Below are 14,121 nucleotides of genomic sequence, written 5' to 3' on the forward strand. Positions count from 1 at the left end.
TGTCGGAGGGCCTCACTAGCCTGGAGTCGCTCCCCCGGACGACGCAGAGGAAGGACGACCGTGAAGCTGCTGCACACCTCGGACTGGCACATCGGCCGCACCTTCCACGGGCACTCCACGACGGCGGCGCTCGCGACCGTGCTCGAGGCCCTGGTCGAGACGGTGCGGGCCGAGCGCGTGGACGCGGTGCTGATCGCCGGCGACGTCTTCGACTCCGCCGTGCCCGCCGCGGAGCACTACACCCTCCTCACCCGCACGCTCGAGGCGATCCGCGCGGCCGGCGCCGAGGTCGTCCTCACCAGCGGCAACCACGACTCCCCCGCCCGGCTCGGCTTCCAGGCGGGGCTCCTTCGCGGAGCGGGCGTCCACGTCCTCACCGACCCCGAGGCGTACGCCGAGCCGGTCGTGCTGCGCGACGCGTCCGGGCTCGAGGTCGGCGTCCACGGCATCCCCTTCCTCGAGCCCGCCCTCTACCGCCACCGGCACCCGGAGGAGCAGCTGCGCCGCCACGAGGACGTGCTCGCCTTCGCGATGGCGCGGGTGCGCGCCGCCGCCGAGGCGGCGGGCCGTCCCTGGGTCGTGCTCGCGCACTGCTTCGCGGTCGGAGCCCCGGCCGCGGTCCTCGAGCGCGACATCACGGCGGGCGGGCTCGACTACGTCTCGGTCGAGCACTTCGCCGCGGCCGACTACGCGGCGCTCGGGCACATCCACGGACGCGCCGAGCTGCTGCCGGGCGTGCGCTACTCCGGAGCGCCGCTGCACTACTCGTTCGGCGAGGCGTCGAAGCCGCGCGGCGCCTGGCTGGTGACGATCGGGCCCGAGGGGCTCGAGGGCGTCGAGTGGTCGCCGCTCCCCGTGCCGAGGAGGCTCAGCGTGATCGAGGGCGAGCTCGAGCAGCTGCTGCGCGATCCCTCCCTGGCCGAGGTGGAGGGCGACTGGGTCTCGGCGGTGCTCACCGATCCCGTGCGCCCGCTCGACGCGATGGCGCGCCTGCAGTCGCGCTTCCCCGGCTGCGCCACGCTCGAGCACCGGCCCCCGCACGCCGCGGCCGAGCCGCGCGCGTACGCCGAGCGGATCCGCGGGCGGAGCGACGTGGAGGTCGTCGACGACTTCCTCGCCCACGTCCGCGGCGGTCACGGCGCCACGGAGACCGAGCGCGCCCTCACCCTCGACGCGCTCGCGGCCGTCGAGGCCGAGGCTCTGCGGTGAGGATCCGCCGACTCGCCTTCGCCGGACTCGGACCGTTCCGCGCCGAGCAGTGCGTCGACTTCGACCGGCTCGAGGACGTGGGCGTGTACCTCATCGCCGGGCGCACCGGAGCGGGCAAGTCGACGATCCTCGACGCGATCGCGTTCGCGCTCTACGGCTCGGTCCCCCGCTTCGACGGCACCGCCTCGCGCCTCCGGAGCGACCACAGCGGCCCCGAGGACGAGACCTTCGCCGAGCTCGACTTCGAGGCGGCGGGGCGCGTCTACCGCGTCCGGCGCTCGCCCGAGTACGAGCGGCCGAAACGGCGCGGCACCGGCACCACGACCCAGCCGGCGAAGGTCGAGCTGCTGGAGCAGGTCGACGGCGCCTGGGTAGGGCTCTCGTCGAGCGCGAAGGAGGTGGGCGCCGACATCGGCCGGATCGTCGGCCTGACGAAGGACCAGTTCCTCCAGGTGATCCTGCTGGCGCAGAACCGCTTCCACGAGTTCCTGCTCGCGAAGAACGACGACCGGCAGCGGCTCCTGCGCACGCTCTTCGCGACCGAGCGCTTCGATCTGCTCCGCCGCCGCCTGCTCGAGCAGCGCGACGCGAGCGCCGTCGGGCTCGAGGAGGAGCGCGCGGCCGTGACGGCGCTCGCGGACGAGGCCGTCCGGCTCCTCGATGACGGAGCCGAGCCGCCTCTGCCGGACGCCGCCTGGTTCGCCGGGCTGCCGGCGCGGCTCGCCGCTCCGCTCGAGGCGGCCCGGGCCGGCTCCGCCGCGGCCGACGCGGCGCACGAGGCCGCGGGCACCGCTCTCGACGAGGCACGGCGCATCGCCCGGGGCCAGGAGCGGCGCCGGCGCGCCCTCATCGAGGCGGAGGAGCTCGTGGTCGCCGAGGCGCACGTCGAGCAGCAGCGGGCCGCGATCGAGCGCGCGCGCCGGGCCGACGGCGTGCTGCCGCTGCTCCGCTCCGCCCGGGCAGCCGCCGAGAAGGAGCGGGCCGCCCGGCAGCAGCGCGACCTCGCCGCCGACGCCTACGGGGACGCGTCCGGGGGCCCGGCCGCCGAGACGGCCGAACGGCTCGCCGCTGTCCTCGGCGCCCTCGCCGAGGCGCTGGCAGAGGAGCGCCGGCTCCCCGACGCGGAGCGCGTCACCGAGCGGTCCGCACGCGCCGAGCAGGCGGCGGCGACCGCGCTCGCGGGGATCGAGGCGGAGCTGCGCGAGCTGCCCGCCCGCGTCGACGCGCTCGCCGCCGAGGAGGAGTCCCTGGCCGGGGAGGCCGCCGCTGTCCCCACGCGCGTCGACGAGCTCGCCGCGCTCGAGCGGAGGATCGCCGCGGCCCTCGAGCGCGATCTCACTGCGGCGGGTCTGCAGCGGCTCCGCACGGCCTACGCCGACGCGGCGCGCGTCCACGGCGAGCGCGCCGCGGAGCAGGCCGCCCTGATCGCGCGCCGGTTCGCCGGGTTCGCCGGGGAGCTCGCCGAGCGGCTGGAGCCGGGCGAGCCCTGCCCCGTCTGCGGCTCGTGCGAGCACCCCCGCCCGGCCGAGCACGACGGCCCGACGACGGTCGGCACCGACGACCTCGACCGGGCCCGCGTCGCGGTGGAGCGCGCCGCCGCCGCCCTCGACGGCGCCCGCGAGCGCGAGGGAGCCGCGGCTCGGGCTCTCGCGGCGCTCGAGGAGCGTGTGGGCGAGGACGCGGATCCGGAGTCGCTCCGCCCGGCGCACGAGGAGCGGCTCGCCTCGGCGCGCCGCGCCGCCGCCCGCATGGAGGAGCTGCGGCGCGAGCGCACCCGGCTGCGCACCCGGATCGACGCTCTCACGTCCGGACGGGACGCCGCTCGCGAGGAGCACCGCGCCCGCGCCGACGAGTCCGCCCTCGCCGCTGAAGCGCTGCGGCTGCTGCGGGAGCGCGTCGAGGCCTTCCGCGACGGCGCGACGAGCGTCGCCTCGCGCGTCGAGCAGCTGAACGCCCAGCGCCGTCGTGCCGTCGCCCTGGTCGAGGCCGAGGAGGCGGCCGTCTCGCGGTCCGAGGCCGCCGCCGCCGCCCGGGAGGAGCTCGCCGAGGTCCTCGCCGAGCGCGGCTTCACGACCGCCGAGGAGGCCGAGTCGGCCGCGCTGGCCAGCGGGGACCGGGCGCGGGCCGAGGCCGTCGTCGCCGAGCACGAGCGACGGCGGAGCGCGACGGAGGCGGTGCTCGCCGACCCGGAACTCCGCGGACTGCCGGGCACGGCCGTCGACCTCGCCGCCGCCGAGGAGCGCTCGCGCGAGGCCTCCGCCCGTCGCGACGAGGCGCGAGCCGGCCTCTCCGTGCTCGAGCACCGCTCGGAGCGCCTGGCCGAGCTCGCCGCGACGGCCGCGGGCCGCCTCGCCGTGCTGGGTGAGCGTCTCCACCGCCACGAGGAGCTGCGCGCGCTGGCCGAGACCGTCTCCGGCCGGGGGCAGAACACGCGCCGGATGGACCTCGAGGCCTTCGCCCTCGCCGGACGCCTGGAGGAGATCGTGACCGCGGCGAACCTCCGCCTCGACGCGATGACCAGCGGCCGCTACGCCCTCGCCCACGACGACTCGCTCGCCTACCGCGGCGCCGCCTCCGGCCTCGGGATCGACGTGCTCGACGCCTTCACCGGCGTCCGCCGGCAGCCCGCCTCGCTCTCCGGCGGCGAGACGTTCCTCGCCTCGCTCGCCCTCGCCCTCGGCCTCGCCGACGTGGTGACGGCGCAGTCCGGCGGCATCTCGCTCGAGACCATGTTCATCGACGAGGGCTTCGGCTCGCTCGATGCCGAGACGCTCGAGACGGCGCTCAGCACGCTCGACGAGCTGCGGTCGGGCGGTCGGACGATCGGCCTGATCAGCCACGTCGACGCGATGCGCGAGCGGCTGCCGATCGGCCTCCGCGTCGCGGTGGGGCCGCACGGCGACTCGACGATCCTCACCGGCTGAGCGGCCGCTCCCGGGCGAAGGGGCGACGACGGCCCGCTCCCTCCTCTCGCACTGCAGCAGCGAGCGCGCCCGCGCCCGCTGCTAGGGTCGTGCGCAGTGACACGGGGTGCCCGCCAGGGCTGAGAGAAGACCCGTTGAACCTGATCTAGTTCGTACTAGCGAAGGGATGTCGCGAATGAGCATTCGCACGCCTGTCCACCCGACCCTCCCCGCCGACACGGCGCCCGACCCGGCCTCCGTGGGTCGCGATCTCGCCGAGCTCCGCGCCGCCGGGCCCCTGGTGCAGTGCATCACGAACGCGGTCGTCACCGGCTTCACCGCCAACAGCCTTCTGGCCCTCGGCGCCAGCCCGGCGATGTGCGACCTGCCCGGCGAGGCGGGCGTCTTCGCGGGCCTCGCCTCCGCGGTGCTCGTCAACCTCGGCACGCCCGGAGCGGAGCAGCGCGAGGGTGCTCGCGAGGCGGTCGCCGCGGCCGGACGCGCCGGCACCCCGTGGGTGCTCGATCCGGTCGCCGTCGGCCCGCTGCCCGTCCGCACCGCTCTGGCGGTGGACCTGCTCGAGGCGCGGCCGGCGATCATCCGCGGCAACGCCTCCGAGATCCTCGCCCTCGCGGGAGCCGGTGCGGGCGGCCGCGGTGTGGACGCCGTCGACACCGCCGAGCAGGCGCTCGACTCCGCCCGCGTCCTCGCCCGCCGCACCGGCGGCGTGGTCGCCGTCTCGGGAGCGGTCGACCTCGTCACCGACGGCGAGCGGATCGTCCGGGTCACGGGGGGCCACCCGCTGCTGACCCGCGTGACCGGCGGCGGCTGCGCGCTCGGCGCCGTGATGGCGGCGTTCCTCGGCGCGGGCGCCCGCCCGCTCGACGCGGCCGTCAGCGCCTCCGCGGTCTGGGGCCTCGCCGCCGAGCGGGCCGCCGCCGCGAGCAGCGGTCCCGGGTCCTTCGCCGTCGGCCTCCTCGACGCCCTCGCTGCCCTCCAGCCGGCCGACGCCGAGGCCGGGGCGCGGATCGAATGAGCCTCGACCTCTCGCTCTACCTCGTCACGGACACCGCCCAGTGCGGCCCGCGCGGCGTGCCCGCCGTGGCCGCTGCCGCCGTCCGAGGCGGAGTCACGACCGTGCAGATCCGCGATCACGACGCCTCCGCCGCCGAGCTCGTCGCCCTGACCCGGGCCGTCGCCGCCGTCCTCGACGAGCGCACGACCCTGCTGGTCGACGACCGCGTCGACGTCGCCCTCGCCGCCCGCCTCGCGGGCGCCCGCGTCCACGGCGTCCACCTCGGGCAGTCCGACCTCCCCGTCACCGCCGCCCGCTCGCTGCTCGGACCCGACGCGGTGATCGGGCTCACAGCGAACACCCCCGAGCACCTCGCCGCCGTCCGCGCCCTGCCCGCGGGGACGGTCGACTACCTCGGCGTCGGCGTCATCCGGCCCACCGCGACCAAGCCCGACCACCCCGCTCCCCTCGGTGTCGACGGGTTCGCCGCCCTCGCCGCGGCCACGGCGCTGCCCTGCGTCGCCATCGGCGGAGTCGGAGCCGCGGACGCGGGGCCACTCCGCCTCGCCGGTGCGGCCGGCCTCGCGGTCGTGTCGGCGCTCTGCACGGCCGCCGACCCCGCGGCGGCCGCCCGCCTGATCCGAGCGGAGTGGGACCGGTGACCGCCGGCGCCCGCGTCCCCCGTGTCCTCAGCATCGCTGGCACCGATCCGACCGGCGGTGCAGGCGTCCAGGCCGACCTCAAGTCGATCGGCGCGCTCGGCGGCTACGGCATGGCGGTCGTCACCGCGCTCGTCGCGCAGAACACGCACGGAGTCCGCTCCGTGCACCTGCCGCCCGCCGCGTTCCTCCGCGAGCAGCTCGACGCGGTGAGCGACGACGTCACGATCGACGCGGTGAAGATCGGGATGCTCGCCACGGCCGAGTACGCCGGAGTCGTCGCCGAGTGGCTCGACGAGGTCCGCCCGCCCGTCGTGGTCGTGGATCCGGTGATGGTCGCGACCAGCGGTCACCGGCTTCTCGCTCCCGAAGCCGAGGACGCCGTGCGCGACCTGCTCCGCCGCGCCGACCTGGTGACGCCGAACCTCCCCGAGCTGGGCGTGCTGGCCGGAGAGCCGACCGCCTCCGACTGGCCGGCCGCGCTCGCGCAGGGAGCGGCACTCGCCCGCGCCCTCGACGCCGCCGTGCTGGTGAAGGGCGGCCACCTCGACGGCCCCGCCACCCCGGACGCGATCGTCACCCCCGACGGCCTCGTGCGCGAGGTCCCCGGCGAGCGCGTCGCCACCTCGAACACGCACGGCACCGGGTGCTCGCTCTCGTCCGCGATGGCGACGCTCCTGGCCGGGCGCGATGCCTCCTCCGACGCCCTGGTCGAGGCGCTGACGGAGGCCAAGGAGTGGCTGACCGGCGCCCTGCGCGCCGCCGACGCCCTGGAGGTCGGCACCGGCAACGGCCCGATCGACCACTTCCACCGGCAACGTCCTCCGGCGTTCTGCGCGGACGTCTGGGAGCGGACGCGGACCCTCCGCGACGAGATCGACGCGCTCCCGTTCGTGCGGGCCCTCGGCGACGGCTCCCTCGGGCGGGAGGACTTCGAGTGGTACCTCGAGCAGGACGCTCTCTACCTCACCGAGTACGCCCGCGTCCTGGCCGTCGCGGCGCAGCGCGCGCCGACCACCGCCGAGCAGGTCTTCTGGGCCGAGGGCTCGGCGTCCGCCCTCGCGGCGGAGGCGCAGCTGCACCGCGACCGGCTCGGGACCAGGGACGCGGCTCCCGCACCCGTGACCCGCGGCTACACCGACCACCTGCTCGCGGTCGCCGCGCGCGGCGGCTACGGCGAGATCGTCGCCGCCCTGCTCCCCTGCTTCTGGCTCTACGCCGACGTCGGGTCGCGCCTCGCCGCCTCCGGGCACCCCGAGCACCCCTACGCGGACTGGCTGCTCACCTACGGCGACCCGGTCTTCGCGACGGCCACCGAGCGGGCGATCGAGTTCACGGAGCAGGCCGCCCGCGACGCCTCACCGAGGGAGCGCGCCGCGATGAGGGACGCGTTCCTGCGGTCGAGTTCGTTCGAGAAGGACTTCTTCGCCGCACCGCTCGCCCGGACCGGCTGAGCTCTCAGCCGGCCCGGCCGGGTGCGCTCAGCCGATCGCCTCGCGCAGGACGTGCATGAGGGCGTCCAGCTGCACCGTGTCGGCCGAGGCCGTCTCGGCGTCCGCGCCGTCGAGCGCGCGGGCGGCGAGACCGGCCTTGGCGTCGATGAGCTCGGCGATCTTCGCGTCGATCGTGTGCGCCGCGATGATCCGCCACGCCGTCACCGGCTCCTCCTGGCCGATGCGGTGCACGCGGTCGATCGCCTGCGTCTGCTCGGCCGAGGTCCACGACAGCTCGGCGAGCACCACGTTGGACGACGCCTGCAGGTTCACGCCGACTCCCGCCGCGGTGAGCGAGCAGACGGCGACCGAGACGTCGGGGTCCTCGTTGAAGGCGTCGATCTGCGTCTGGCGGAACGCCGCGGTCTGGTCGCCGCGGATGGAGACGGACGTCAGCTCGCGCTTCTCGAAGGTGTCCTCCGCCTGGTCCATCACGTCGATGTGCTTCGCGAAGAAGACGACCTTGCCCACCGAGCGGGCCAGCTGCGAGGCGTAGTCGGCGGCCAGCGCCGCCTTGGCCTGGCCGATCCGGCGCACCATGGTGAAGACGTTCTCGCCGGTCTTGGCCGACTTCGACTCCTCGAGCTCGCTCTGCGCCACGATGCGGATGAACCGCTCGCGCTCGTCGTCGTCGAGCTCGTGCGTGATCGAGGAGGTGACCGCCCTGAAGCGCTGCAGCATGCGGGCGCCGAGCTCGCGCTCGGCCTTCTGGATGGAGCGGCCGAGGTCGTCGTCCAGCTCGACGGGCAGATCGACGATCCGCTTCGACGGCAGGTCGGCGGCGACGTCGATCTTCTTGCGCCGGACGATGCCGAGGTCGATCACGGCCTCGCGCGCCTCCGGGTAGAAGCCCGTGTCGGCGGGGGTGAGGCCCGTCTCCTCGAGGCGGCCCATCAGCTCCGGTCCCGGCTTGGTCTCGTCGATCCAGCCGAGGAAGCGCCAGATGGCGCGGAAGTCGTCGACGTCGTTGATCAGCGGGGTGCCGGTCAGCGCGATCATCAGCGGATCGTGCCCCGGAGTGGTCTCGCGGATCCTCGACGCCAGCGCGAGCACGCTCTGCGAGCGCTGCGAGCGGAGGTTCTTGATGAAGTGCGCCTCGTCGACGACCATGCCGCGGAAGCCCAGGCTCCCGAGCCAGCCGATGTGCCGGTCGAGGATGTCGTAGTTGACGATGACCACGTCGGCGAACGCGTCGAGCGTGCCGCCGTCTCCGTGGATCACCGTGGCGCGCCGCTGCGGCGTCCAGTGCTCCACCTCGCGCGCCCAGTTCATCTTGACCACGTTCGGCACCACCGCGAGCAGCGGGTACGCCCCGACCACCGAGGCGGCGAGGAGGCTCTGCGCGGTCTTGCCCAGACCCGGCTCGTCGGCGAGCAGGAAGCTGCGGTGCCCCTCGCGGGCGCTCTCGATGAAGCGCGCCTGGTGCGGCATCAGCTCGCGGCCGCGCGGCGAGACCCGGTCGAGCTTCGGCGGCTCCGGGAGCTCCATGCTCGCGGCCCGTCCGCCCGCTCCGTACTCGAACGCCTTGAAGAGCGGCCCGAGCAGCTCCCAGTCGTCGAGCCTGCGACGCGGCGCCGGAGCGGAGGCCTCGGCGATCGAGAAGTCCGGCGGGAGGAAGGGGTTCGCCAGCTGGCGGGCGCGCACCGACTGCGGCACGACCTGGTTGACCGGCACCTCGGGCTTGGGCTCCGGCTCGGTCACGATGAGCAGCTCGTCGGGGCTGAGCTCCGCGCCCGCCTCGAGCAGCCAGTCGCGGCGGAGCTTCTGCGCGGCCGCCGTGACGCCGGCCTCCGATTCGAGCAGCGCGATCAGGCTGGTGTCGCGGGCGGCCGTCTTGGCCAGGATCGTGGCGATGCCGTCGAGGCGCTTCATCTCCTCGGCGCGCTGCGCGTCGCTGAGCGAGGGATCGACCTTGACCCGCTTGCGCTCCTCGCGCATCAGGAGGGCGATCACCAGGAACTTCGTCCGGTTGGTCGGCCCGACCTTGCCGGTCTGGGCCTTCGCCTCCACCTCGCGGACGCGGCGGGCGAGGATCGGGATGATCCCCGCGTTGTCCACGCCGCGCGAGCGCGATCGGGGTCGGCTCCCGGCGGCGTTCGACGCTCGTCGCGTCTGACCGGACTGACGCTGGCCGCTGCGAGCCATGCTCCTCCTCGATGTGTGACGGGGGCGGAGGAGGGGTTCCCGCGCGCTGCCGTCGCCGTGCATCCGCCGGATCGCCTCCGGGGAGGTGTCGGGCGTCGGTGCATCCGGTGGCCGTCGGGAGCTCCGAGCAACGGGTCTGGGACCCGGTCGCAGCATCCCCGGCGTGCGGGTGCGGCGCCAGTCTACTCCTCGAGGCGGTCCGGTCGGCGCTCCGCCGCGCGGACGGTCGCGCTCGTCGTCATTCCGGGGTCGGGACGCGGATGACGAGGCCCGCCGCCACGAAGACGCCGACCGCGGCGAGGCTCAGTGAGGACCAGATCGCGTCCGGGAACGCGAACGGCAGCACCGGGTTCCACAGCACGAGCACGGGGACGAGCCCGATCAGCCAGAGGAGTGCGCGCGCCTGGATCGCGAACCAGCCGATGACCGCCGCGAGGATCGCGACCGGGTAGCGGATGAAGTCGTAGGCGTCGGAGCCGACGAGGGCGAGCCCGGCCAGCAGCACGATCGCGCCGAGGATCCCGGGCGCGAGCGCCATGCGGGCGCGGTCGCGCGAGGGGTAGCGGGCGGCGGTTGCGCGGGACGGCTTGCGGGTGCTCACCCCTCGATCGTAGGCGCGCATACCCCGCCCGGGTACCGCCTGCGGCGCGTAGGCTGGAGGAGTGATCGAGGACCTCAAGAAGCGCTCGCTGCACCGTGCCCGGATCCTGGGCGGCCAGATGCGCGGCCTCGAGCGGATGATCGAGAACGAGGACTACTGCGTCGACATCGTCACGCAGTCCCTCGCGATCCAGAAGTCGCTCGGCTCGCTCAACAAGCTCATCGTCGAGAACCACCTCCGCACGCACATCACCGCGATGTTCGAGGAGGGCGGAGACGCCCGCGAGGCGGCCATCGCCGAGCTCGTGAAGATCTTCGAGCTCTCCAACAACCGCTCGTGACCGCCGGCCTCGTCGCCGCGGCGCGGGTGCGCCCGCTGCTGCTCGACGGGGGCCTGGGCACGGAGCTGGAGGCGCAGGGCGCCGCGGTGGACTCCTCGCTCTGGAGCGCCCGGGTCCTGCTGGAGGAGCCCGGCCGGGTCGTCGCCGCGCACCGCGCCTTCGCCGAGGCGGGCGCCCGGGTCGCGGTGACCGCGAGCTACCAGGTGTCCGCGAGCGGATTCGCAGCCGCGGGGCTGGCCCCGGGCCTCGTCGAGCGCGCCCTCCGGGAGAGCGTCGACCTGGCCCGGCGCGCGCAGAGCGGCTGGGTCGCCGCCTCCGTCGGCCCTTTCGGTGCGAGCCTCGGCGACGGCTCCGAGTACCGCGGCGACGACGGCCTCACCGTCGGCGAGCTCGCCGCCTGGCACCGCCCGCGCCTGGAGACCCTGGCCGCGGCCGGGCCCGACCTGCTCGCCGTCGAGACCATCCCGTCGGTGCGGGAGGTGCGGGCCGTCGTGAAGGCCCTCGCGGGCTCCTCGGTCCCCGCCTGGATCTGCGTGAGCGGCCGTTCGGGCCGCACCGCGTCCGGCGAGCCCCTGGCCGAGGCGCTCGCCGTCGCCGCCGCCTCCGAGGAGGTCGTCGGCGTGGGAGTGAACTGCTGCCCGCCCGGCGACGTCGCCGAGGCGGTCCGCATCGCCCGCTCCGTCACCGGCAAGCTGGTCGTCGTGTACCCGAACAGCGGCGAGGAGTGGGACGCCGTCGAGCGTCGCTGGGCAGGCGACGCGGCCTTCGACCCCGCGCTGGTCGCCTCCTGGCGCGCGGCGGGAGCGGATCTGATCGGCGGCTGCTGCCGCGTGGGACCTGCGGCGATCGCTGCCCTCGGACGAAGCCTGGAGGAGGAGTCGTGACCACCCTGAGAGCCGTGCGCGGCGACCTCACCCGCGAGCACGTCGACGCGATCGTGAACGCGGCGAACTCGTCGCTCCTCGGCGGCGGCGGCGTCGACGGCGCGATCCACCGCGCGGGCGGACCGGAGATCCTCGCCGAGTGCCGCCGGCTCCGCGGGACCGAGCTGCCGGACGGTCTGCCCGCCGGCTCCGCGGTCGCCACGACCGCCGGCCGCCTCCCCGCCCGCTGGGTCGTGCACACCGTCGGTCCCGTCCACTCGCGGTCGGAGGACCGCAGCGCCGTCCTCGCCTCGGCCTACCGCGAGTCGGTGCGCACCGCCGTCGGTCTCGGCGCGCGGACGCTCGCCTTCCCGGCCGTCTCGGCGGGCGTCTACGGCTGGCCGATGGACGACGCGGCGCGCATCGCGGTGGAGACGGTCCGCGAGGCGACCGCGGACGGCGCACTCGACGAGGTCCGGTTCGTCCTCTTCTCCGCGGACGCCCTCGCGGCCTTCGAGGCCGCCCTGGCCGCGGAATGACGGAGGGGGAGCCGACCCTGCGGTCGACTCCCCCTCCACGGTGCTGCGCTAGGCCGTCTTCGGCCGCGCGAACTCGTCGTAGGGCAGCGTGATCGGGCGGGTCCGCGGAGGCATCCGCACGACCGCCTCGAGCGCCGGGCCCAGTGCCTCGCGCCAGGCGCGGTAGCCGTCCTCGTTGAGGTGCAGGCCGTCCGGCGAGTACTGCTCGAGCAGCCCGCCGTCCTCGCCCGCGAGCACCGGCCACAGGTCGAGGTAGCCCGCGTGCGCCGTGGGCGCGAACTGCCACAGGTGGCGGTTGATCTCGCGGATCTGCGGCGCGAACTCGTGTCCGCGCGGCAGGACCGAGGTCACCAGGATGCGCACGTCCGGGAGGTCGCGCCGGAACGTCGCGACGATCGTCTCGATGTTGCGCACGACGTGCTCCGTCGTGCGGTGCCAGGCGAGGTCGTTGGTGCCGATCAGCAGCACCACCGTGTCCGGCTCCTGCGCGACCAGCTCGGCGAGCCGCGCGACGACGTCCGCCGTGGTGGCCCCTCCGACTCCCTCGTCGACGACCGTCGACTCCGTCAGCCACTCGCCCCAGGCTCCCGCCTGGATGATGCTGTCCCCGATGAAGAGGACCTTCCCCAGCTGGAGTCCGCGCCCCGCGTCCGTACTCGACCGTTCGCTCATCGTGCTCCTCTCGTCGGCGTCCCGGGCGGCCTCGCCGCCGCCGGACCCCTCCATTGTCACCGCTGCACCCGGCGCCCGCCAGGGGAGCGCTCGTCGCCGGAGTCCGGCAGGTCGGCTGCGGTGGCCGTGATGCGGTTGGCCATGCCGTTGAAGATGATGCCGTGGAAGGGCAGGATCGCGAACCAGTAGAGCCTGCCCGCGAGGCCCTGCGGGAAGAACACCGCGCGCTGCGTGTAGACCGAGCCGCCGTCTCCGGAGGGCTCGGCGCGCATCTCGAGCCAGGCCCCGCCGGGCACCTTCATCTCGGCGCGCAGTCGCAGGAGCTTCGGCCGCTCGATCTCCTCGACGCGCCAGAAGTCGAGGGCGTCGCCGGCGTGCAGGCGCGCGGAGTCGCGGCGCCCGCGCTGCAGGCCCACTCCCCCGACGAGGCGGTCCATCCAGCCGCGGATCACCCACGCGAGCGGGAAGGAGTACCAGCCGTTGGTGCCGCCGATGCCCTCGATGACGCGCCAGAGCTTGGCCGGGTCGGCCTGGGTGCGGCGCTCCTTGAGGTCCACGTAGACCGTGTGGCCGGCCCACTCCGGGTCGCTCGGCAGCGGATCGCTGGGAGCGCCGACGACCTCCGCGTTCTGCCAGCTCGTCTCGATCTCGCCCGCCTGCATCTTTCCCAGCGCGAGCCGGACGGCGCGGCGGTAGGAGGTCAGCCCGCCCTCGGGGTCGGGGATGAGCGCGCGGATGTCCTGCTCGTGCACGACGCAGTCGTACTGCAGCGAGGCGATGATGGGCACCGCGAGCGAGCGCGGGATCGGCGTGACCAGGTTGACCCACTGCGAGGCCAGCCACGGGGTGAACACCGGCAGGGACGCGATCGGCCGCTGCGGGAGCCCGGCCTCGACCGCGTAGCCGTTCATCATCTGGCCGTAGCGGAGCACGTCGGGCCCGCCGATGTCGAAGGTGCGGTTGAGCGCGGCGTCCTCGAGCGACGCGGAGCCGATCAGGTAGTGCAGCACGTCGCGCACGGCGATCGGCTGGATGAAGTTGCGCACCCACTGCGGCGCGGGCATGTACGGCAGCACGTCGGTGAGGTGGCGCACCATCTCGAACGAGGTCGACCCGGAGCCGATGATCACGCCCGCCTGCAGGGCGATCGTCGGCACTCCCGACTCCATCAGGATCCGGCCCACCTCCGCGCGCGAGCGGAGGTGCTTCGAGAGCTCCTGGCCCTCGGGGTGCAGGCCGCCGAGGTAGACGATGCGGCCGACGCCGGCCGACTCCGCGGCCGTGGCGACGTTGTGCGCGGCGCGGCTCTCGACCTCCTCGAAGTGGGCGTGGTCGTTGCCCGAGCCCATCGAGTGGACGAGGTAGTAGAGGACGTCGACGCCCTCGACCGCGGCCTCCAGCGACTCCGGATCGCCGAGATCGCCCTGGGCGACCTCGACCTCCTCCGCCCACGGCACGTCGACCAGCTTGCGCGGGTCGCGCACCAGGACGCGCACCCGGAAGCCCGCCTCGAGGAGGCGCGGCGTCAGCCGGCCGCCGATGTAGCCGGTCGCGCCGGTGACGAGCGCGAGGGGGCGCGCCGAGTCGGAGGGGGTTTCGCTCATGCGGCCACGGTACGCCGATGGCCCCGGGACCTCTCCCGCTGGTGCGGGCCCGCGGCCCCTGCTAGGCGGCGGCCGGCA

The 14,121-nt window shown here is 75.0% G+C and carries 12 protein-coding genes and 1 riboswitch; of the genes, 8 read left to right on the plus strand and 4 right to left on the minus strand.

Annotated elements, in window-relative coordinates:
• The first annotated feature begins 60 nt into the window (after window positions 1-60).
• The 5 genes from C5C44_RS00865 (at window position 61) to thiD (ending at window position 7,240) form a co-directional block, all read left to right on the plus strand.
• Window positions 61-1,209 carry an exonuclease SbcCD subunit D gene (locus C5C44_RS00865; RefSeq protein ID WP_104223069.1) on the plus strand — a complete coding sequence of 383 codons (1,149 nt, stop codon included), beginning with the start codon at window positions 61-63 and terminating at the stop codon, window positions 1,207-1,209.
• Window positions 1,206-4,133, plus strand: a complete 2,928-nt coding sequence (locus C5C44_RS00870; RefSeq protein WP_104335089.1) for an AAA family ATPase — start codon at window positions 1,206-1,208, stop codon at window positions 4,131-4,133. Before C5C44_RS00865 ends, C5C44_RS00870 begins: the two co-directional genes overlap by 4 nt.
• 92 nt (window positions 4,134-4,225) lie before the next feature.
• Window positions 4,226-4,317: riboswitch (TPP riboswitch) on the plus strand.
• Window positions 4,309-5,148, plus strand: a complete 840-nt coding sequence (thiM, locus tag C5C44_RS00875) for a hydroxyethylthiazole kinase (protein WP_104309730.1) — start codon at window positions 4,309-4,311, stop codon at window positions 5,146-5,148. Its footprint overlaps the riboswitch before it by 9 nt.
• Window positions 5,145-5,789: a thiamine phosphate synthase gene (gene thiE, locus C5C44_RS00880; RefSeq protein WP_104291503.1), complete on the plus strand. Its 645-nt coding sequence runs from the start codon at window positions 5,145-5,147 to the stop codon at window positions 5,787-5,789. The genes thiM and thiE overlap by 4 nt, the downstream gene beginning before the upstream one ends.
• On the plus strand, window positions 5,786-7,240 hold the full coding sequence (thiD, locus tag C5C44_RS00885) for a bifunctional hydroxymethylpyrimidine kinase/phosphomethylpyrimidine kinase (protein WP_104335090.1): 1,455 nt from the start codon (window positions 5,786-5,788) through the stop codon (window positions 7,238-7,240). The genes thiE and thiD overlap by 4 nt, the downstream gene beginning before the upstream one ends.
• 27 nt (window positions 7,241-7,267) lie before the next feature.
• On the opposite strand, the gene C5C44_RS00890 is transcribed toward thiD, so the two are convergent.
• Window positions 7,268-9,424, minus strand: coding sequence for a DEAD/DEAH box helicase (locus C5C44_RS00890; RefSeq protein ID WP_104225603.1), 2,157 nt, complete (start codon window positions 9,422-9,424; stop codon window positions 7,268-7,270).
• 238 nt (window positions 9,425-9,662) lie between these two features.
• Window positions 9,663-10,025: a DUF6804 family protein gene (locus tag C5C44_RS00895; RefSeq protein ID WP_244229446.1), complete on the minus strand. Its 363-nt coding sequence runs from the start codon at window positions 10,023-10,025 to the stop codon at window positions 9,663-9,665.
• Between the two features lie 61 nt (window positions 10,026-10,086).
• Between C5C44_RS00895 and C5C44_RS00900 the strand changes: the two genes are divergently transcribed.
• From C5C44_RS00900 to C5C44_RS00910, 3 genes are read left to right on the plus strand one after another with little or no spacing between them, the layout of a single operon-like run.
• Complete coding sequence (locus C5C44_RS00900; RefSeq protein ID WP_104223062.1) at window positions 10,087-10,365, plus strand: metal-sensitive transcriptional regulator; 279 nt, start codon at window positions 10,087-10,089, stop codon at window positions 10,363-10,365.
• Complete coding sequence (mmuM, locus tag C5C44_RS00905; protein ID WP_104266982.1) at window positions 10,362-11,249, plus strand: homocysteine S-methyltransferase; 888 nt, start codon at window positions 10,362-10,364, stop codon at window positions 11,247-11,249. Before C5C44_RS00900 ends, mmuM begins: the two co-directional genes overlap by 4 nt.
• Entirely contained in the window at window positions 11,246-11,767 is a 522-nt protein-coding gene (locus tag C5C44_RS00910) for an O-acetyl-ADP-ribose deacetylase (protein WP_104225600.1), read from the plus strand. Before mmuM ends, C5C44_RS00910 begins: the two co-directional genes overlap by 4 nt.
• Before the next feature lie 48 nt (window positions 11,768-11,815).
• Here C5C44_RS00910 and C5C44_RS00915 read toward each other — a convergent pair whose 3' ends face one another.
• Window positions 11,816-12,439 carry a GDSL-type esterase/lipase family protein gene (locus tag C5C44_RS00915; RefSeq protein WP_104225671.1) on the minus strand — a complete coding sequence of 208 codons (624 nt, stop codon included), beginning with the start codon at window positions 12,437-12,439 and terminating at the stop codon, window positions 11,816-11,818.
• Between the two features lie 56 nt (window positions 12,440-12,495).
• Entirely contained in the window at window positions 12,496-14,043 is a 1,548-nt protein-coding gene (locus C5C44_RS00920) for an SDR family oxidoreductase (RefSeq protein WP_104246567.1), read from the minus strand.
• Between the last annotated feature and the right edge of the window lie 78 nt (window positions 14,044-14,121).

It is taken from the genome of Rathayibacter sp. AY1F6, from assembly GCF_002932035.1.
GTDB lineage: Bacteria > Actinomycetota > Actinomycetes > Actinomycetales > Microbacteriaceae > Rathayibacter.

Bases quoted from the DNA above. Each gene is read 5' to 3' on its own strand.
- C5C44_RS00920 (WP_104246567.1), bottom strand. From the start codon at position 14,043: ATGAGCGAAACCCCCTCCGACTCGGCGCGCCCCCTCGCGCTCGTCACC.
- thiE (WP_104291503.1), top strand. From the start codon at position 5,145: ATGAGCCTCGACCTCTCGCTCTACCTCGTCACGGACACCGCCCAGTGC.
- C5C44_RS00915 (WP_104225671.1), bottom strand. From the start codon at position 12,439: ATGAGCGAACGGTCGAGTACGGACGCGGGGCGCGGACTCCAGCTGGGG.
- thiM (WP_104309730.1), top strand. From the start codon at position 4,309: ATGAGCATTCGCACGCCTGTCCACCCGACCCTCCCCGCCGACACGGCG.
- C5C44_RS00890 (WP_104225603.1), bottom strand. From the start codon at position 9,424: ATGGCTCGCAGCGGCCAGCGTCAGTCCGGTCAGACGCGACGAGCGTCG.